At 47.3% G+C, this 18455-nt stretch carries 17 protein-coding genes, 1 tRNA gene and 1 pseudogene; 7 read left to right on the plus strand and 12 right to left on the minus strand.

What is annotated here, in order from left to right; all coding sequences use genetic code 11:
• Positions 1-478 precede the first annotated feature (478 nt).
• Positions 479-1621: a Fic family protein gene (locus tag AB1E22_RS12875; RefSeq protein ID WP_367595653.1), complete on the plus strand. Its 1143-nt coding sequence runs from the start codon at positions 479-481 to the stop codon at positions 1619-1621.
• A 148-nt stretch (positions 1622-1769) separates the two neighbouring features.
• Here AB1E22_RS12875 and AB1E22_RS12880 read toward each other — a convergent pair whose 3' ends face one another.
• The 4 genes from AB1E22_RS12880 to AB1E22_RS12895 all read right to left on the minus strand — a co-directional run bounded on the left by AB1E22_RS12880 (position 1770) and on the right by AB1E22_RS12895 (position 5295).
• Entirely contained in the window at positions 1770-2456 is a 687-nt protein-coding gene (locus AB1E22_RS12880; RefSeq protein WP_367595654.1) for an MAE_28990/MAE_18760 family HEPN-like nuclease, read from the minus strand.
• Positions 2453-3574 (minus strand): DUF262 domain-containing protein, encoded by a 1122-nt coding sequence (locus tag AB1E22_RS12885; protein WP_367595655.1) that lies wholly within the window; start codon positions 3572-3574, stop codon positions 2453-2455. Before AB1E22_RS12885 ends, AB1E22_RS12880 begins: the two co-directional genes overlap by 4 nt.
• A 1-nt stretch (position 3575) precedes the next feature.
• Positions 3576-4817 carry a DNA methyltransferase gene (locus AB1E22_RS12890; RefSeq protein ID WP_367595656.1) on the minus strand — a complete coding sequence of 414 codons (1242 nt, stop codon included), beginning with the start codon at positions 4815-4817 and terminating at the stop codon, positions 3576-3578.
• Positions 4818-5037: 220 nt separating this feature from the next.
• Positions 5038-5295, minus strand: coding sequence for a helix-turn-helix domain-containing protein (locus AB1E22_RS12895; RefSeq protein ID WP_367597371.1), 258 nt, complete (start codon positions 5293-5295; stop codon positions 5038-5040).
• Between the two features lie 101 nt (positions 5296-5396).
• Here AB1E22_RS12895 and AB1E22_RS12900 point away from each other — a divergent pair, with 101 nt between their 5' ends.
• Positions 5397-5621, plus strand: coding sequence for a helix-turn-helix domain-containing protein (locus AB1E22_RS12900; RefSeq protein ID WP_367595657.1), 225 nt, complete (start codon positions 5397-5399; stop codon positions 5619-5621).
• 354 nt (positions 5622-5975) lie between these two features.
• Here AB1E22_RS12900 and AB1E22_RS12905 read toward each other — a convergent pair whose 3' ends face one another.
• Positions 5976-6320 (minus strand): hypothetical protein, encoded by a 345-nt coding sequence (locus AB1E22_RS12905; RefSeq protein WP_367595658.1) that lies wholly within the window; start codon positions 6318-6320, stop codon positions 5976-5978.
• Positions 6321-6560: 240 nt separating this feature from the next.
• On the opposite strand from AB1E22_RS12905, the gene AB1E22_RS12910 reads away from it, so the two are divergent.
• Entirely contained in the window at positions 6561-7436 is an 876-nt protein-coding gene (locus tag AB1E22_RS12910; protein WP_367595659.1) for an integrase domain-containing protein, read from the plus strand.
• A gap of 195 nt (positions 7437-7631) precedes the next feature.
• On the opposite strand, the pseudogene AB1E22_RS12915 reads toward AB1E22_RS12910, so the two are convergent.
• Together AB1E22_RS12915 and AB1E22_RS12920 are read right to left on the minus strand one after the other, a co-directional pair.
• Positions 7632-8890: pseudogene (locus AB1E22_RS12915) on the minus strand (tyrosine-type recombinase/integrase).
• Between the two features lie 163 nt (positions 8891-9053).
• A tRNA-Phe gene (locus AB1E22_RS12920) sits at positions 9054-9129 on the minus strand.
• A gap of 436 nt (positions 9130-9565) precedes the next feature.
• Between AB1E22_RS12920 and AB1E22_RS12925 the strand changes: the two genes are divergently transcribed.
• Complete coding sequence (locus AB1E22_RS12925) at positions 9566-11704, plus strand: ornithine decarboxylase (RefSeq protein ID WP_367595660.1); 2139 nt, start codon at positions 9566-9568, stop codon at positions 11702-11704.
• Between the two features lie 43 nt (positions 11705-11747).
• Here AB1E22_RS12925 and AB1E22_RS12930 read toward each other — a convergent pair whose 3' ends face one another.
• The 4 genes from AB1E22_RS12930 to mutY all read right to left on the minus strand — a co-directional run bounded on the left by AB1E22_RS12930 (position 11748) and on the right by mutY (position 15739).
• Positions 11748-13001 carry a nucleoside permease gene (locus tag AB1E22_RS12930; RefSeq protein ID WP_367595661.1) on the minus strand — a complete coding sequence of 418 codons (1254 nt, stop codon included), beginning with the start codon at positions 12999-13001 and terminating at the stop codon, positions 11748-11750.
• A 243-nt stretch (positions 13002-13244) separates the two neighbouring features.
• Positions 13245-14321: a membrane-bound lytic murein transglycosylase MltC gene (mltC, locus tag AB1E22_RS12935; RefSeq protein ID WP_367595662.1), complete on the minus strand. Its 1077-nt coding sequence runs from the start codon at positions 14319-14321 to the stop codon at positions 13245-13247.
• Positions 14322-14381: 60 nt separating this feature from the next.
• Positions 14382-14654, minus strand: coding sequence for an oxidative damage protection protein (locus AB1E22_RS12940; protein WP_367595663.1), 273 nt, complete (start codon positions 14652-14654; stop codon positions 14382-14384).
• Between the two features lie 2 nt (positions 14655-14656).
• The gene (gene mutY / locus AB1E22_RS12945; protein ID WP_367597372.1) at positions 14657-15739 is read right to left on the minus strand and encodes an A/G-specific adenine glycosylase; all 1083 of its coding nucleotides are present in this window, start codon (positions 15737-15739) and stop codon (positions 14657-14659) included.
• A gap of 156 nt (positions 15740-15895) precedes the next feature.
• On the opposite strand from mutY, the gene trmB reads away from it, so the two are divergent.
• Genes trmB through AB1E22_RS12960 form a run of 3 tightly spaced genes read left to right on the plus strand, consistent with a single transcriptional unit; the run spans position 15896 to position 17711 of the window.
• Complete coding sequence (trmB, locus tag AB1E22_RS12950) at positions 15896-16615, plus strand: tRNA (guanosine(46)-N7)-methyltransferase TrmB (RefSeq protein ID WP_367595664.1); 720 nt, start codon at positions 15896-15898, stop codon at positions 16613-16615.
• Complete coding sequence (locus AB1E22_RS12955) at positions 16615-16941, plus strand: YggL family protein (RefSeq protein WP_367595665.1); 327 nt, start codon at positions 16615-16617, stop codon at positions 16939-16941. The genes trmB and AB1E22_RS12955 overlap by 1 nt, the downstream gene beginning before the upstream one ends.
• 53 nt (positions 16942-16994) lie before the next feature.
• The gene (locus tag AB1E22_RS12960; RefSeq protein WP_367595666.1) at positions 16995-17711 is read left to right on the plus strand and encodes a DUF2884 domain-containing protein; all 717 of its coding nucleotides are present in this window, start codon (positions 16995-16997) and stop codon (positions 17709-17711) included.
• Between the two features lie 127 nt (positions 17712-17838).
• On the opposite strand, the gene leuD is transcribed toward AB1E22_RS12960, so the two are convergent.
• The gene (leuD, locus tag AB1E22_RS12965) at positions 17839-18444 is read right to left on the minus strand and encodes a 3-isopropylmalate dehydratase small subunit (protein WP_367595667.1); all 606 of its coding nucleotides are present in this window, start codon (positions 18442-18444) and stop codon (positions 17839-17841) included.
• Positions 18445-18455 lie beyond the last annotated feature (11 nt).

An 18455-nucleotide genomic window follows, 5' to 3' on the forward strand; every position in this document is an offset into this window, starting at 1 on the left:
AAAATGTAGAGTCCGTATCTCAGAAAGCAAAAAACCAGCCCGTAGGCTGGTTTCTTTAAATAGTGGTGCCGGACTCGGAATCATATCCACGCCTAATGCTCTGTTTATCATTGGTTTTGTTGGTATTTCTTATAAACAGCGCCCCCACGAAGGCCCCCAGAAATAATCGCTTTGTTTTTGTGATAGTTATCACGAGAAATCGGTGTTTAGTGAATAGGGCTTCGTTATGTGTGGAGTCAGGTCCACATATAATGACCAGAGGTCCACACATAGCGGCGCTAAAAAATCCATGCTGCGCTATGCAGGCAAAGCCCCATTCCCCTTCGCGCTGAACATCTTTCGGACATACATTTGATATGCCTGAACAACGATTTTTGAGATAATATGAAACGGTGACATTTCTAATTTATAGATTCTATTAGTATTTTTGCTATAATTTTGAGATACCGTCATGCACCAGTTGAGATAACTAAACATCATGGCTCAATTTAATCACTTTGAACTTTCGCTTTTGAACCCCAGCTTTGACTCCCCTTTGGTCGACGCGCTGACGGAGCTGGAGTTGCTCCGACACTTGCGGCTCGAAACTGACGTTCACCCTATCCTGTTTGCGCAACTGAAGGCTGTTTTCCACATGCTGGAGAGTCTTGGTTCTGCAAGGATTGAGGGAAACCACACCACGCTTGCCGACTATGTTGAAAGCAAGGTTGAAGGAACGCAAAGTTCGACGGACCAGCTCAAAGAAATCAACAATATTGAAGCCGCGATGGAGTTCATCGATGAATATCTGAACAATGGCGATGACATAACGGAATACTTCATCCGCGAGTTGCATAGTCTGGCGGTAGCCGGGCTGCAACAGGAGGGCGACAGAACGCCCGGTGCATATCGACAACATAACGTCAGCATTGCTCAGTCAGACCATTTACCGCCGGACCACATTCACGTTGCTGATTATATGGCGGAACTGACCACCTTTATTAACCGTGCCGATAAGCCAAAGTACGATCTGATGAAGATTGCACTGGTGCATCATCGCTTTGGCTGGATACACCCCTTTGGCAACGGTAATGGCAGAACGGTCAGATTGCTGACCTATGCGTTGCTTATCAAGTATGGTTTTAATGTTCAGGCAGGTGGCCGGGTTCTCAATCCAACAGCTGTATTCTGTAACGATCGTGAACGCTATTACGCCATGCTGTCGTTAGCTGATAAGGGAACGGAGCAGGGGCTGGAAGAATGGTGCTTATATGTGCTTTCGGGGATCTCATCTGAGCTGAAGAAAGTCGATCAACTGACAAACCACTATTTCCTGAGTGAGAAGATCCTGTATCCGGCGATCGATTTTTCGTCGGAGAGAGGGCTGATAAACCCGCTGGAATCGAAGGTGCTGAAACGTTCTGTTGAGTTGGGTACGATAAAAGCAGGCGATCTACGTGCTGTTTTGCCCGATCTGAAACCGACGCAGGTGACTTATCAGCTTGGTAAGCTGATTGAGCGCGGGCTGCTTCAGCCAGTAGAAGAGGGGGCTCGTAGCTATACGGCGAAGTTTTCTAATTCGTATCTGATTCGTGGAGTGATTAAGGTTCTACGGGAGGAGGGGTTTATTCCTGATTTGTGATGTTGGCAAGGTAGGTTGACATCAGATTCGCTTTTAAGATCTTTAGTCATTAGCAACATAAGATCGCCGAAGCCCATTGATTGGATGCCTTTGTCTTTTTCAGCAATGGCACCCTATGTTTATACCTAAACAAGCTTAAATTAAAATATTATTGAGCTTTTAAAAAGGCTTTTTCTCTATAGGCCTTGAAAAGGACTCTGGATATATTATTCATTATTCCTAGTGTACATGAATAATACTCTTCATAATCACTAGTCTGAATTACCGATCTATCAACACCATGAGAAATATCATTTCTTTTATTTTTTAGTTTAGACAGTGGGCCGATCACTTCACCTAAAGCCTTATGAGGTAAACCGACTTGATATAGCAGTTTTTCAATTATCTCTCTACCTACATTACTATCTGTATTAAGATATCCATCTTCGATAACTATTTTTTCTTTATAAAAATCTTCTATTTTTTCAAAAAACTCTTCATGTCTGAATATTCGGTGGAGATGTGAATCCTCTGGTAATGATTTCTTGAAAAAACGACTTTTGTGGTCAGGGTTAATTAATTGCTTAAAATCTTTATAAAAAACTGCAGCAGCTAGTATTGGTTTCACTTGGTTACATTGCAGTTCCATTTTATTTAATGCATTGATATATAAACAAAAAGTGAATTTAACAAAACCTTCAATATGTGCATATAGCATGCAAATAGTTGCACGTCTTAATTCGTTTTCTCCGGCTTTGTTCTCTAATGTCTTTATCAAATTATTTAACTTGCGAATTTCCTCCTCTCTAATTAATCTTTCAACTTCCACCTCAGATAAAAATTCATCAACTGTCATTGTATGACTCCTAAAAAGAATTGTTGAGCTAGCTCAATTCTTTTTCTTAATAAACCTGTAGAGTTTTTACCACCACCTGTAGTTTCCGCTTTAAAGTTTTCATCATTTTTTAATTTAATTACTGAATCTTTAACCTTTTGAATATTTCCATCTTCTTTTATATCAATCAAATCAATTATGTCTTGTATTCCCATAGTAATTGATTCAAAGTGGTATATATTGAAATTATTTTGTAAGTTATTCTCTTTGCCTATCCGGGCAAAGATTTTATTTTTATGTGCTTTGTTAAGAATGAAAAATACTTTTTCGAAATTAATTTTATTGCTCTCATAATCAAAATAGAGAGAGCCATCTGACACTCCTTCCATATATTCAGTCATGAAGTCAGCTACATCATGTTTAAATTCTGATCTGTAATTTTTTAGCGCAAAATATCGTAAAACCAATTCAATATCATATGAGCCATATCTCTGAACATCAGAGATGTTTTTTATACAGTTTTGAAAATCTGCATTCTGAGACATTTGGCTTATAAAATCGTTAAATTGAGGGTTTAACATACGTATAGTACAATTTCTAATTTGTTGTTCTGTTAATGGCTCACCTCCAGTGTTGAGCCGTTTAAACATATGATATTTAAGTTTATTATCACTTCCCTTCCTTACAACTTCAACACGAACAAATGCCCTTTTTAACTTTATTTTTAATGCCATCGGCAATGATTCAAATGTTAATCCATTTAAACCTTTTACGATATCGCAATCTGCTAACTCTAAAGCATCACCTTTTTTTATTGGCGGGTTCATATGTTCTGCGACCAACTCTCCCCTAAGGTGTAAATATGATGAGAAGCGTTGAAGACCATCGATTAATTGATATACACCGTCATCGGTCTCTACAACATATATAGGAGGGACGGGCATTTCTAAGATTAATGACTCGATAAATCTCGACCTTGCACCAACAGTCCATCTAAATAACCGTTGATAATCTGGGCTGATATCTAGCTCATGATTTTTAAACATATCTAATAACTCATTAAAAGATAAATCTAAACTCTGAGTGTGCACTTTATCTATTTTTGTTTCAATTTCTTCTAAAATATTTTCAATCGTCATTCTATTTATCCTTTGTAAAGACTAAAACTGACTCCGTCGCATGTGTATTTTTTCTGTAGTTTTTAGAAATGGTATTTATATTTGCCATATTAGTCCTGGACTCAAAGTGAATCTGTGAGTTTAAACTAAATCCATAATATTCAGCCAGAGAAATCATCATTTTAGGTAAATCGCAGTAAATATCTTTATAAAATGAATCTTGAACAACACATATAAAAAAACCGGTTTTTTTTACTACCCTAGATATCTCATTTAATGAGATTTTAATATCATTAAAATATTGTAATAAATTTTTGTAATAATAAGTGTCTGAGGCTCTGGAACTATGTGCCTTAACACTTTTCAAAAAATCCAATATTACTTTTGGGAAAAAAATTTCCGATGTGTCTAAATTCCGATCTATTGTAGTTCGGCCAGTCAATGCACGCCTAATCATATCTATCTCAATAGTATCACCTAATAAGACAGCTAGTTCTGGGGATGTAGCGATACCATAGTCAAGTCGGGTACAATAAGGTGGAGATGTAATAACATAATCAATGCTATTATCATCAATCATCATTTTTTTTGAATTACCGTGTAATAGAATAGGTTCTATTTCATTTTTACGTACATTACAATGATTGTAGAATTCTTTAATATTATGTATAAAAATACTTTTTAAAGAAGCATTTAATACATCGACTCTTCCGAGATCATTTTTTTTCTTTATCCATGTTGGATTAGAGCTCTTAAATGAATGTAATAGCCCTCGTACAGTTTTGAATAATGCTAAATATGAGATACATTGATGAACACTTAGCTCATTAATTTTGTCTGAAATTAATTTGCTTTGTCTTCCGTAAATGTAGTTTGCTAAATAGCGAATATAGCTAGCAACGGGGTATTCAAACCAATTGAGCAGGTAATCATCATTAGTTAGTGTATTTTTGAAAGATGTCACTCTAGCATATTTTACTTTCTTTTCAGCCGTATTAATGTCGAAGTGAGTTGCTATTCGTGATTTTGCAACCACACACATAGCAGGATTAAGGTCTATACCTATCGACGATATTCCTCTTAAGGAAGCTGCTAATGTGGTTGTCCCTGACCCATTCCATGGGTCTAGAATTATGCTAGTACAAGGCATTTGCAAACCATCAATTATGGAGTTTACAAAATCACTGGAAAATCCAGCATAATAGCTATACCAAGCAATGTTATCCCCACCAGTTGTCTTCTGTTTAGGGTTACGAATATTCACTTTTTCCACATTACACCAATAGCAACAATACAAAGATCATTTTTCATGACTAACTATAACATACCCCCGATCTTTGGCATCCCCTTCTAGCTGGGGATCTGGCCTTCATATCAAATCAACAGAATGAGGTTAGTACACTTTCTTCGTCTCACTATCTGCATCATTTTGATGGTGAAGCGATATGACGTACATTTGAAAAAGCTAAATGATACGCCATTTTTTATTCTTTGATATCTCTGCGTATCTGTTTCCTTGCTAGTTCTTTAACGGCAATGGTTGGATCAAGAGATAACAAGCATGCGATATGCACAAATTCCACCACATCCAGTCTTCTTTCGCCGTTTTCAAACTTGGCAACGAATGACTGCGGGCGATCCAATGCCTTAGCCAGACTTTCCTGTGTGATCCCTTTGTTTATACGCGCTTCACGAAGTGCCTTTATAACTGACTGATATTCGGCTGAATAAATAGAGGCCATTTTTCTAACCATGATTAATATCCCAAAATCGAATATCAACTATGTACAAAAATATCCCAAAATAGGATTATTGATGGATGTCATTACAAGGAGATCTAAATATGGAAGATAATAAAGACTGGCATTCCGCCGACATTATCGCGGCGCTGAAAAAGCACGGAACATCGCTTTCCGCTGTCTCACGCAACTCAGGGCTGGCGTCCTCCACGCTGGGAAACGCCCTGTATCGCCACTGGCCCAAAGGTGAAAGGCTGATTGCCGACGCGCTGGGCGTTACGCCAGAGCAAATCTGGCCTTCCCGCTACCGCAAGCCTGAATTCCGCTAAAGCAAAACAGACTCTCCCGATCTTTTGCCAGCATTTGCTGGCGGAAGATCGGGAGAAAGCAAGCGAAGCGCGGCAGTCCGGCATCCATAACATTGCGAAAAAATCCACAAACAACTCAATTTGCAGAAAAAAGGCTTCCCCTTTTCATCCGTGGCAACCGGGTGTAATCTCCTCCCTGCCCTACGCTGTCGTCGACAGCACCCAAAGCTTCATGACCTGAAAGAAGCGCCTGACTCATCAGGAGATGGTTGCCATTTTACCGGCAGGGCCTCTGCAAAAATGCCGGGCCGCAGATACTGCGGCAGAGGTTGAGAGTTATACACGCTACATCTTTTCACTGCGCCAGTTAACTGGCTATGTTTCCATTCGACCGGAAATCTCACGATTTTCCGGCTCATCTATACGTGCTGATTGTCTGTGTTTTTTATCTGCGCCAGATCTCTGGTCAATGCTGCCCTGCGCCGGAAACATTCCGGTACCCACTGCACCTGCTGCCACATCGGCGCCTTTTACTTTGCGGGCTGCGGCTGCATTTGCCGTCAGGCATTTGCTGCCGCGTGACCGTAAATCTGCACCAGAATCCACGATCTTTTGAGCACTGCACCCGACCAGTGCGTCACTTTCGTTGCGTAAAGCGACAAAGTGACGCACAACCATCACACCGCGCCATGCCTTTGTTTTCAGGACTCTGGTGCTCATTCCCGGATCTGACACGCCTTTTGAGGGCCGCTGTCAGCAAGAAAGAGGAGAAAAAGATCGATACCGAGGGGGGCAGGATGCCCCGGAGAATTCCTGCCCGCGCAGGCAGTCCGTACAGCGTACTGGCTGAAACTCCCTATACCTCAACAAGCGGCCACTTCGGCGTGAAGGTATCGTTCTGGCGCAGCCAAAAAGCATACGCCGGAGACTGTTTGTGTTCGCAAATCGTGAGAGAAGAATATGGGCAAGTTAGGCAATGAAATGAAGGTGCTGGCGAAGCACTGCGGCGGCAGCCACAAAACGGTGAACGACCGTATCCACATCGTGCAGCGTTTCGACCACCATTTACGGGCGCTGAACGTCCAGATCCAGCGGGTAACGCAGATTAAGGTTCGTCACATTGAAAGCTACATTTATGAAAGACTGGCGCAGGGGATCGGCAAACGCACGCTACAGAATGAAATGGCGGCGTTACGTGCCGTACTGCAACAGGCCGGACGTAAACAGATTGCGGAGCATGAGCGGCTGACCAATAAATCGCTAGGGCTTTCCGGCGCATCCCGCAACGGTACACGGCAGGCCATCATACCGGATCACTACCGCCATGTGCTGGAAACGGCCCGGGCGAAAGATCCGGGACTGGCGGCAGTACTGGAACTGGCGCGGCTGATGGGGCTACATTCTCAGGAAGCAGTGCAAAGCGTGCAATCACTGAAAACGTGGCAACAGGCCGTTGAGCGTGGCGATACGCGCCTAACCGTGATTTTCGGCACCAAAGGCGGACGGCCCCGCGAAACGGTAATTCTGGATACTGGCGCAGTCAGAAAAGCGCTGGATAACGCGTTAGCTGTCGCAGAAAGCCATAATAACCGGTTAATTAATAAGCCGGATCTGAAAAGCGCGATGGACTACTGGCACAATCAGGCGGCGCGAATGGGCTTAACTGGCGCATATTCCCCGCACTCGCTGCGTTATGCGTGGGCGCAGGATGCCATTCGTCACTATCTGGCGCAGGGATTCAGCAGGAAAGAAGCGTTGGCGATGGTGGCGATGGATCTGGGACATGGTGACGGGCGTGGACGGTATGTGGCGCAGGTGTATGGCGTGGGGGGATGAACAATCTTCTGTTCTGGTGCAATCGTGAAAAGCAAAAGGCGGAAGGGCAAAGGAATATTAAGGGTAACAGCGCCAGACCGGAAAGGGCCATAGGGTGTAGACGCTGGAACTGGCGCAGTTAAACGGATTCGGCACTGGTGCAAATAAAAAAGCAGATCCGCTGAGATCTGCTTTCCGGCTGACTTGCTGAATGGCTCAGGCCACCTGAACCTGCCTGTCATACCGATATGGCGCAACAAATTTCTGCCGACAGGCGTCGAGATAGTCCGACCACCACTGCATCATTTGTGTGCGCTCGTCAAGGTGCTCCGCCTTGTGGATATACGCAGCGCGCACGTTGTTACGCTCCTGATGGCTCATTTGCCGCTCCACGGCATCTTTTGACCAGCGCCCGGACTCGATCAGCGCACTACAGGCCATCGTGCGGAAACCGTGGCCGCAGACATCCACCTTCGTATCATAGCCCATCACTCGCAGCGCTTTATTGATGGTGTTTTCGCTCATTGGCTTGCGCGGGTCGTGGTCGCCGGGAAACAACAACTCGCTGTTACCGGACAGCAGTTTTAGCTGTTTCAGCACAGTTACTGCTTGCTTTGACAATGGCACCAGATGCGGCGTTTTCATCTTCGCGCCACGCTCTGAATAACGCACGCCCGGGATGGGGTCACGCTCGGCGGGGATAGTCCACATTGCTCCATTCAGATCGATCTCCGTCCAGCGGGCAAAGCGTAGTTCGCTGGAGCGGATAAAGATTAGCAAATTAAGTTGTACTGCCAGACGGGTTAACAGCCTGCCAGAATAGCCTTCCAGCCGTTCCTGTAACTCCGGTATTTTTTCCAGCGGCAGGGCGGGATAGTGGTTTTTCGATGGCGGCGCGATGGCTCCGGCAAGATCATTGGCCGGGTTGCTGGCGATCAGGCTCTCCTGCACTGCGTAGCGCATGATTGCTGTAGTACGCTGCTGAATTCGTGCAGCTGTCTCCAGATTACCTTTTCTCTCTGTCACCCGTAGCGGAATTAGCAGATCGGCGGTTTTCAGGTCGGCAACGGGGATCCTGCCAATCAGCGGGAATACATGGAGCTCCAGCGAGCGCAGGATCTTCGCCGCGTGATGCTCCGTCCATCGGATATTACCTGCCAGCCACTTGCGGGCAACCTCTTCAAACGTATTGCCGCTTTTCTTTGCCTGCTTCTCCTGCTGCTTTTTCACCCCCGGATCGTTCCGCACTGAGTATAGCGCGAGCTTCTTCACGCAGCTTACGCGCATTTGCCAGCGTTAACGGTCGGGTATGCGCCAAACGCCAGCTTCTTCTCTTTACCGCCAAAGCGGTACTTGAGTTGCCAGAGTTTAGATCCATTGGGCTTAATCAACAGGTATAGACCCTGTGCATCGCTGAGTTTATAGGGCTTATTAAGCGGTTTGGCATTACGGATGGCGGTATCGGTGAGTGGCATGGCGGGGGCTCCAGAGTTTATCGAACCAACAGGCCCCCAATTAAGCCCCCAAAAACTCTGGATGTCAAAAAGCCCGTTGATATTCGGTGATATCATCGGGCATCTTTAACTTACTGATTTTTATATGTCTTCGGACTTATTGAGAAATCCCAAGACAAAAATATGGTGCCCGGACTCGGAATCGAACCAAGGACACGGGGATTTTCAATCCCCTGCTCTACCGACTGAGCTATCCGGGCAACGGGGCGCATTAAACCGTAAAGGCTGTTTGGCGTCAACGGTTTTGTATTAATAAGCAGTGCGTTTGCACGAATAATGTGCTCTGTGTGGCAACCCTGGCTTGAACCCTCGGTCATTCGGTGCCATGATTGCGCGAAATTTCGTACATCCGCAACGGGGCGCTTATTGATGTTTACAGTCAATTTTCACCAACATCTCTCGATGGCGCTCGTTCACCTTTCAGCCGTATCCCGAAGCCTCTTGCCCACCATGCGGTGAGGGCAACGCACGCTCACTGCAGGACAACAGTAAAATCAGGTGATGCCTGGTTTTACTGATGTCTGGCGGTCGGAGTGGGAATTATCCTTCAGACCATCAAGACACATTCGCCGGGGAATGCTCCCTTTGCTGTGCCACATGGCACTCACTCATCCTTGAACTCTGGGATTTGTGCTTATGAAATCTTTGAAAATTGCCGCAAGCCTTGATGTGGTTGCCAACCTTGAAACCCATCGCGAAGTGGTCGCGCTTGATAGCACGGACTTCACCGACATCGCCGCCGTCGTTCTTTCCGTGGCAGATAGCCGCAGCGGTATCCTGGCGTTGCTTAAACGCACCGGGTTTTCTATTCCGGTATTTTTGGCGGCTGATGACTGGTCAGACGAGCAAGAAGGCATCACGGGGCTGATAACGGGTAAAGCGCAGGATTATCTGGAGCTGGAAACCGCAGCGAATCTTTACGAAGAACAGTTGCTGCCACCGTTTTTTGACACCCTGACAAAATATGTCGCGATGGAAAACAGCACGTTTGCCTGCCCTGGTCATCAACACGGTGAGTTTTTCAAAAAACATCCGGCAGGCCGCCAGTTCTATGATTTCTTCGGTGAGAATGTTTTTCGCGCCGACATGTGCAATGCGGACGTTAAACTCGGTGATTTGTTGATCCATGAAGGTTCAGCAAAGCATGCGCAAAAATTCGCAGCCAAAGTCTTTAACGCGGATAAAACCTACTTCGTATTAAATGGCACATCGGCGGCGAATAAAGTGGTGACCAATGCGTTGCTGACTCGCGGCGATTTGGTGCTGTTTGACCGTAACAACCATAAATCAAACCATCATGGCGCGTTGATTCAGGCGGGGGCGACGCCGGTGTATCTCGAAGCTGCTCGCAATCCGTTTGGCTTTATCGGCGGGATTGATGCGCATTGCTTCGATGAAAAGTATCTGCGCGAGTTGATTGCAGAAGTGGCCCCGGAACGTGCTGAGGAAAAACGCCCCTTCCGTCTGGCCATTATCCAGCTTGGTACCTACGACGGCACGGTTTATAACGCCCGTCAGGTGGTGGATAACATCGGCCATCTTTGCGATTACATTTTGTTTGATTCCGCTTGGGTCGGTTATGAGCAGTTTATTCCGATGATGGCCGACTGTTCGCCGTTGCTGCTGGATCTTAATGAAAACGATCCGGGGATTTTTGTCACCCAATCGGTGCACAAGCAGCAGGCGGGGTTCTCGCAGACTTCTCAGATCCACAAAAAAGATAATCATATTCGCGGCCAGGCACGTTTCTGCCCACACAAGCGCCTGAACAATGCGTTTATGCTGCATGCGTCTACCAGCCCGTTCTACCCGCTGTTTGCCGCCCTTGATGTGAATGCGAAAATCCATGAAGGAGAGAGTGGCCGCCGTTTATGGGCCGAGTGCGTGGCGGAAGGGATCGAAGCGCGCAAAGCGATCATCGCCAACTGTAAGATGATCAAACCGTTTATTCCCCCTGTGATTGCGGGCAGGCCGTGGCAGGATCATCCGACAACGGCAATCGCGCAGGAGCGCCGTTTCTTTAGTTTTGAGCCGGGCGAAAAATGGCATGGTTTTGATGGCTATGCGCAGGATGAATACTTTGTGGATCCCTGCAAACTTCTGCTGACTACGCCGGGGATCGATCCGCAAACCGGTAAGTACACCGAATTTGGCGTGCCTGCGGCGATCCTCGCAAATTACCTGCGTGAAAACGGGATTGTTCCGGAGAAAGCGGATCTTAACTCGATTCTGTTCCTGCTCACGCCTGCTGAAAGCACCGATAAAATGGCGCATCTGGTCGCGATGCTGGCGCAATTTGAGCAGCATATTGAAGACGATACGCCGCTGGCAAACGTGCTGCCGACGATCTATCAGAAATATTCGCAACGTTACAAAGGCTACACGCTGCGTCAGCTTTGCCAGGAAATGCACGATCTTTACGTCAGTTTTGAAATTAAGGATCTGCAAAAAGCGATGTTCCGCAAATCCAGCTTGCCTGCGGTTGCGATGAACCCACAGGATGCCCACAGCGAGTTTATTCGCGGCAATGTGGAACTGGTGCGCCTGAGCGAATCAGAAGGGCGTATCGCGGCTGAAGGGGCGCTGCCGTATCCACCAGGCGTGCTGTGCGTGGTTCCCGGCGAAGTGTGGGGAAGTGCCGCGCTGCGTTATTTCCTTGCGCTGGAAGAGGGCGTGAATATGCTGCCGGGCTTCTCGCCAGAATTACAGGGTGTTTATAGCGAAACGGATGCGGATGGGATTAAGCGGCTTTACGGTTACATGGTTAAAGCGTGATAAAAAATTCCCCGTATCATTCTGATACGGGGAATAGAGGCTATCAGGCCACCGGCTGAGCAGAGGCTGGTGTTCTGACGTGTTTATATTTGAAGAGTGCAACGAAGGCGAAGGCCAGCACCAGTGAGTAACCCGCGAAAATTAGCCATACGGTCTGCCAGTCGGTGATACCTGCCGTGGTGTAGTGCTCAACCACCTTACCGCTAACAATCCCGCCCAGAATGCAACCAAAGCCGTTAGTCATCATCAGGAACATGCCCTGTGCGCTGGCGCGGATTTCTGGTTTCACCTCTTTTTCAACAAACACTGAACCAGAAATATTGAAGAAGTCGAAGGCGCAGCCGTAGACGATCATCGACAGAACCAGTAACACGGTGCCCATTGGCGTTGGGTCGCCAAAGGCAAACAGGCCGAAACGCAGCATCCACGCCACGATACTGATAAGCATCACGTTCTTGATGCCGTAGCGGATTAGGAAGAATGGAATCGTCAGGATAAATACCGTTTCAGAGATCTGCGAAATGGACATCAGTACCGAAGCATGTTCAACAATAAAGCTGCTTGCGAACATCGGATCTTTATCGAAGCTGTGCAGGAAGGTGTTGCCAAACATATTGGTGATTTGCAGCTCGGCACCTAACAGCATGGAGAAGATAAAGAAAATCGCCATACGCTTATTTTTGAACAGTGCAAAGGCATCCAGCCCTAACATCGAACTCCAGCTTTGATTTTTCTGAGTATTGGCAACCGGAATCGGGGCCAGGGTCAACGTGAACAACGCTAATACCAACGACAGCGTTGCGCCGATATAAAGTTGCATGTGGCTTAATTCGAAACCTGAGAAGCTCACTCCCCACATGGCGAAGATAAAACCAATGGTTCCCCAGATACGAATTGGTGGGAAATCGCTAACAATATCCATCCCTGCTGACTGCAAGCGATAGTAAGAGATGGTATTTACCAGCCCAAGGGTTGGCATGTAGGCCAGTGAGTTGAGGAGAATCACGATGAACATCGCGCTTGGTGTCGTCACCTGGGCTGCGAAATATAAAGTGATAGCACCGACCAGATGACAAGCCGCATATAACCAACGCGCACTAATCCATTTGTCCGCAATGATGCCCAGTAGCGTGGGCATAAATACCGCAGCAATACCTAATGAACTGTACACCGCGCCAATGGCTGCGCCATCAAACTTGAGGGTGACGAACATATAGGAGCCGAGTGTGGTTAACCAACTTCCCCATAGGCAGAACTGCAGAAACGACAGTATTTTCAGCTGCAGCTTTAGGTTCATGGAAATTTCCTCGCAGGAATTAATATCGAATGTTAGTTTTTTAACATATCTGCTTGGATATGTTGTTATCGTAACATTAGCAGTGCTGCAGGCTAAATTTTGTTACATTCAACAAATAAATGAAAACATCTTCAAATTGCATTCGAAAATAGTGATGGGTCTTGCATTTTTTGCGTGCCGGGCGAGAAAAGCGGAAGGGATGTTGTATCTCCAGAGCTGCCCGGAGATACAACAAACAGATGATTAGCGGCGACGATAACTCTTCTGCGCAGTATTCACTTTGTAGAGATAGTGGCGCGATTCCGCAGAAGGGTGACGAGTGGTCAGCGTTTGGTACACATCCCCTGGCGTCATACTGTTAATAATGCTGTAGGCGCGGTTCTTATCGTTGTTGAACACGCGTAGCACGCTGCCCGCCCCGCCGTTATAGGCCGTGATCACCGCATAGCGACGTGAGGTTGGGTTATCAATACCGCTCAGATAACTGTCTTGCAAGATGGCCAGATAAGCGGTACCGGTATCGATATTACTTTCTGGATCAAACAGATAGCTGCGGCTTGGTTTGCCCCATTTTCCTTGCGATTTAAAGACATCGACGCCTGCACTGTGCTGCACAACCTGCATCAGGCCGAGCGCGTCGGCATGGCTGACGGCGTAAGGGTTGAAGCTCGATTCTGTCTGCATAATTGCCAGAATCAATGATTCATCAACACCGTATTTCTTCGAGGCTTTACGTACCATGCCGATATATTTATGCGCACGCTTATCAAGGTGGTTTGGCACCAGGTTAATCGTCACGCTATAAACAATTTTAAGCCCGGTGCTGCGGCTTTTCAGGCGCGTTTGCAGCAGGTAATCAGCAAATTTTGCGGCGCGGCCCTGCCAGCGAATGGGCTGGCCGGTGTTATCCACCACCTGGCCATACAGGAACGGCTCTTTTGAAATCAGCACATCGTTGGCATCGGAATAAAGATCGATGGAGCCCGGATCGTCGCCCATCAAAAGCGTGGTGATGATCGCCTGACGTAAATGCGCTGCAGGATCGGTGCCGGCAATGGTTTCAATGGTTATCGTACCGTCGTCAAAGTTGATATGGCTACGGGTCAGATATTGGTCAGTATATTTTACGTAATCTTTAGGACCCGCAATTAATACCTCCTTCATACCCCAGATATTTTCGATGTTATGGGCAAATTGCCCCATCAAAATATCGAAACCATTGGTGTCCTTAACAAAAGCTTCGTTATAGGAATCATCTTTTTTGCTCGAACAAGAGATGAGCAATGGGACAACCAGAGCTAGCGCGAGAAATTTTTTCATCGTTCCGTGTATGCGTTGTGCTTGTTGTTATTTGCAAAAGGGCCGATGGCCCTTGTGTTTTTATTTTTCTGGCGGCGTGTAGCCTTCGATGTGGACTTCTTTACCTTCGAACAGGAAATTGACCATTTCAACTTCCAGTTCTTTGCGGTGTTCCGGGTTCATCATGCTCATTTTGCGTTCGTTGATCAGCATGGTTTGTTTGGTCTGCCACAACGCCCATGCTTCTTTCGAGATCTCGTTATAAATACGTTTGCCGAGTTCCCCTGGATAGAGTTGGAAATCCTGGCCTTCTGCGTCACGTTGCAGGTAAGTACAAAAAATAGTTCTGCTCATTATTAATCCTCTTCAACAGCTCGGGCGGGTTTTATTACCACCGGCTCGGCGTGTAATTGTTGTAACAAACGCTCTACAGGGGCGGCCAGTCCTACGGATGGTGGCTGCGCTAAGTTATACCAGAGAGCGGTTCCTTCATCCATGCACCCGCTAAACGAAAGCACCGGCAGCCAAATGGGAACAATATCCAGATGGAAATGGCTGAATGTATGGCGGAAGGCGGTTAATTGCGTCAGATTATCGGTTGGAATCTGACGTTCTGCCAACCAGTCACGCAGTTCGGTTTCGGTTGAGAACTGTGGGAAACAGTATAAACCGCCCCAAAGACCAACGGCGGGGCGCTGGGCAAGCTGGACACTTTGCTGGTGCTGCATCATCAGGAAATAGCCGGTGCGCTCTGGTAATGTCACTTTCGGTTTTTTACCCGGATAGCTGGCCCAGCTATTGTTGGCATAAGCCAGGCAAATATTATTGACCGGGCAAAGCTCACATTTCGGTTTCGAACGCGTACACACCATCGCGCCCAAATCCATGATTGCCTGGTTGAATTGGCTCACACCCTGTGCGGGTGTGACTTGTTCGGCTATATCCCACAGTTTCTTCTCAACGTCTTTTTTCCCCGGCCAGCCGGAAACAGCGTAGCAGCGGGCCAGCACGCGTTTTACGTTGCCATCCAGAATAGGGAAGTGTTTGCCAAGAGAGAGCGAGAGAACTGCGCCAGCCGTTGAGCGGCCAATGCCGGGGAGTGCGGCGACTTCTTCAAACGTTACCGGGAATACGCCACCGTGCTGATTAGCAACTATCTGTGCCGCTTTATGCAGGTTACGAGCGCGGGCGTAATAACCCAGGCCGGTCCAAAGATGAAGGACTTCATCAAGCGGTGCGTTAGCGAGATCGGTGACCGTCGGGAAGCGCGACATAAAGCGCTCAAAATAAGGAATCACGGTCGCAACCTGCGTTTGTTGCAACATCACCTCAGACAGCCATACTTTATAAGGCGTTTTTTCGATTTGCCACGGCAGGGTTTTGCGCCCGTATTTTTGGTACCAGTCCAGAACCTGGCTTGCGAATTGCGGCGCTTGTATCATTGTTGCCAGGCCATCCGATAAATGTGTGATTTAGGGCGCTGATTCCAGCACAGACGACTCCGTGCTGTAAACCGGAACTTTCTGGTGCTTGCTTCTCATCATTAACTTTGGATAATGCCCGTTTCCCGAACACTAACTCAAAGCCTGAACACCATGAAAAATGACGTCATCTCACCGGAATTTAATGAAGAAGGCCGCGCAATGCGCCGGATTCGTAGTTTTGTGCGCCGCCAGGGCCGCCTGACTAAAGGGCAAGAGCACGCACTGGAAAACTATTGGCCGGTGATGGGCGTTGAATATGAAGCCGCGCCTGTTGATTTTGCCGCTCTGTTTGGCCGCGAAGCACCGGTCACGCTGGAAATTGGTTTCGGCATGGGGACGTCGCTTGTCGCGATGGCGAAGGCAAATCCACAGCAAAACTTTTTAGGCATTGAAGTTCACTCGCCAGGCGTAGGCGCATGCCTTGCGACCGCTCATGAAGAGGGCGTTGAGAACCTGCGTGTGATGTGTCACGACGCGGTAGAAGTGCTGCAAATAATGATTCCTGACAATTCTTTATCCATGGTTCAGCTCTTTTTCCCAGACCCGTGGCACAAAGCACGTCATAATAAACGCCGTATCGTTCAGGTACCTTTTGCAGAGCTTGTAAAAAGCAAACTGAAACTGGGTGGTGTGTTCCATATGGCAACCGACTGGGAACCTTATGCAGAACACATGCTCGAAGTGATGAGCTCTATTGATGGTTATAAGAACCAGTCAGAGAGTAACGACTACGTACCACGCCCGGATTCACGTCCGGTGACCAAATTTGAACAACGTGGCCATCGTCTTGGTCACGGCGTATGGGACTTAATGTTCGAGAGGGTAAAGTAATGGCAATTAATCGTAGCCGTCGTTTGCGTAAGAAAATGCATATCGACGAATTCCAGGAGTTGGGGTTCTCAGTTGCATGGCGTTTCCCGGAAGGCACCTCAGAAGAACAAATCGATAAAATCGTTGATGCGTTTATTGTTGAAGCTATCGACGCTAACGGTCTGGCCTTTGATGGCGGCGGTCACCTTTCCTGGGAAGGCTTAATCTGCATGCAGGAAATCGGCAAATGCACCGAAGAGCATCAGGCTCTGGTGCGTAAATGGCTTGAAGATCACAAGGCTGAAGACATTCGCACCAGCGATTTGTTTGACGTTTGGTGGGACTGATATTTGCAGCATAATTAGGTCGGTGAAAACCGGCCTTTTTTTTAGGAGTAACTATGATTCGTAAGGCTATGATGGGAGTACTGCTGCTTACCGCGATGCAAGCGCAGGCCGACTATAAATGCAGCGTCACGCCTCGCGATGACGTGGTGATCAGCCCGCAAACCGTTCAGGTGGTGGGTGAAAATGGCAATCTGGTTATTGCCCCAGATGGCAGCCTGCAATTCAACGGCAAGCCACACACTTTAAACGCTACGCAGCGCCAATTGGCGGTGAACTATCAGAAAGCGTTGCGTACCGATCTCCCATGGATTGACACTGGCGCGCGTAATCGCGTTGAAAAAGGCCGCATTGCGCTTGATAAAATAATCGCCAAAGAAGTGGGCGAGAGCAGCAATATGCGTGGCCGCCTGACCAAGCTGGATGCGCAGCTTAAAGATCAGATGAACCGTATCATTGAACATCGTCAGGACGGTTTAACCTTCCATTATAAAGCGATCGATCAAGTGCGCGCCGACGGGCAGAACCTGGTGAATCAGGCGATGGGCGGTATTTTGCAGGACAGCATCAATGAAATGGGTGCGAAAGCGGTTCTGAAAGGTGGCGGAAATCCGCTGCAAGGCGTGCTGGGTAGCCTCGGTGGGCTACAAACCGCAATTCAGAATGAGTGGAAAAATCAGGAACAGGATTTCGAGCAGTTTGGTCGCGACGTTTGCAGTAAAGTCGTGACGCTGGAAGGGCAGCGAAAGGGGCTGGCTGAAACGCTAAAGTAATTTTTTAGCCTTTGTAGGGTGGATAAGCGTCGCGTCATCCACCAATTTGTCGGGTGACGCTGCGCTTACCCGACCTACAAAAGCCTTGTCATCAATCTAATGGCGAGAGAAATACCCGCCATTATTTTTAACGCATAAACGCGGGTTGTTTTTGCTCGTAAGCTGAAATTGAGCCTTCGTGTTGCAGCGTCAGGCCGATGCTATCCAGCCCCTCTAACATGCAGTGGCGGCGGAAGGTATCGATATTAAACGCATAGCTTTTCTCGCCCGCAATCACGGTTTGCGCTTCCAGGTCGACAACGAATTTAATCCCCGGATTTGCCGCTACCAGTTTAAACAGCTCATCCACTTCTTCTTCGCTTAACGTCACCGGCAACAGTTGGTTGTTAAACGAGTTTCCGTAGAAAATATCTGCAAAACTTGGCGCGATAACCACTTTGAAACCGTAATCGGTTAATGCCCAGGGCGCATGTTCACGCGAAGAACCGCAGCCAAAGTTTTCACGCGCCAGCAAAATAGAAGCGCCTTTGAACTCCGGGAAGTTCAGCACAAATTCCGGGTTTGGCTGCTGACCCGCATCATCCAGAAAACGCCAGTCGTTAAACAAATGCGCACCAAAACCGGTACGCGTGACCTTCTGCAAAAACTGCTTGGGAATGATTGCATCGGTATCAACGTTTGCGGCATCCAGCGGAACGACCAGGCCGGTGTGTTGGATAAATTTCTCTGCCATGGTGTTTTCCC

Origin of the sequence: Buttiauxella gaviniae (assembly GCF_040786275.1) — a bacterium.
In the GTDB taxonomy this organism is placed as follows: domain Bacteria; phylum Pseudomonadota; class Gammaproteobacteria; order Enterobacterales; family Enterobacteriaceae; genus Buttiauxella; species Buttiauxella gaviniae_A.

What these genes read in the sequence shown, in the direction of transcription:
- AB1E22_RS12875 (WP_367595653.1), top strand. Translation starts at nt 479, where the DNA reads ATGGCTCAATTTAATCACTTTGAACTTTCGCTTTTGAACCCCAGCTTT.
- AB1E22_RS12880 (WP_367595654.1), bottom strand. Translation starts at nt 2,456, where the DNA reads ATGACAGTTGATGAATTTTTATCTGAGGTGGAAGTTGAAAGATTAATT.
- AB1E22_RS12885 (WP_367595655.1), bottom strand. Translation starts at nt 3,574, where the DNA reads ATGACGATTGAAAATATTTTAGAAGAAATTGAAACAAAAATAGATAAA.
- AB1E22_RS12895 (WP_367597371.1), bottom strand. Translation starts at nt 5,295, where the DNA reads ATGGCCTCTATTTATTCAGCCGAATATCAGTCAGTTATAAAGGCACTT.
- AB1E22_RS12900 (WP_367595657.1), top strand. Translation starts at nt 5,397, where the DNA reads ATGGAAGATAATAAAGACTGGCATTCCGCCGACATTATCGCGGCGCTG.
- AB1E22_RS12905 (WP_367595658.1), bottom strand. Translation starts at nt 6,320, where the DNA reads ATGAGCACCAGAGTCCTGAAAACAAAGGCATGGCGCGGTGTGATGGTT.
- AB1E22_RS12910 (WP_367595659.1), top strand. Translation starts at nt 6,561, where the DNA reads ATGGGCAAGTTAGGCAATGAAATGAAGGTGCTGGCGAAGCACTGCGGC.
- AB1E22_RS12925 (WP_367595660.1), top strand. Translation starts at nt 9,566, where the DNA reads ATGAAATCTTTGAAAATTGCCGCAAGCCTTGATGTGGTTGCCAACCTT.
- AB1E22_RS12930 (WP_367595661.1), bottom strand. Translation starts at nt 13,001, where the DNA reads ATGAACCTAAAGCTGCAGCTGAAAATACTGTCGTTTCTGCAGTTCTGC.
- mltC (WP_367595662.1), bottom strand. Translation starts at nt 14,321, where the DNA reads ATGAAAAAATTTCTCGCGCTAGCTCTGGTTGTCCCATTGCTCATCTCT.
- AB1E22_RS12940 (WP_367595663.1), bottom strand. Translation starts at nt 14,654, where the DNA reads ATGAGCAGAACTATTTTTTGTACTTACCTGCAACGTGACGCAGAAGGC.
- trmB (WP_367595664.1), top strand. Translation starts at nt 15,896, where the DNA reads ATGAAAAATGACGTCATCTCACCGGAATTTAATGAAGAAGGCCGCGCA.
- AB1E22_RS12955 (WP_367595665.1), top strand. Translation starts at nt 16,615, where the DNA reads ATGGCAATTAATCGTAGCCGTCGTTTGCGTAAGAAAATGCATATCGAC.
- AB1E22_RS12960 (WP_367595666.1), top strand. Translation starts at nt 16,995, where the DNA reads ATGATTCGTAAGGCTATGATGGGAGTACTGCTGCTTACCGCGATGCAA.
- leuD (WP_367595667.1), bottom strand. Translation starts at nt 18,444, where the DNA reads ATGGCAGAGAAATTTATCCAACACACCGGCCTGGTCGTTCCGCTGGAT.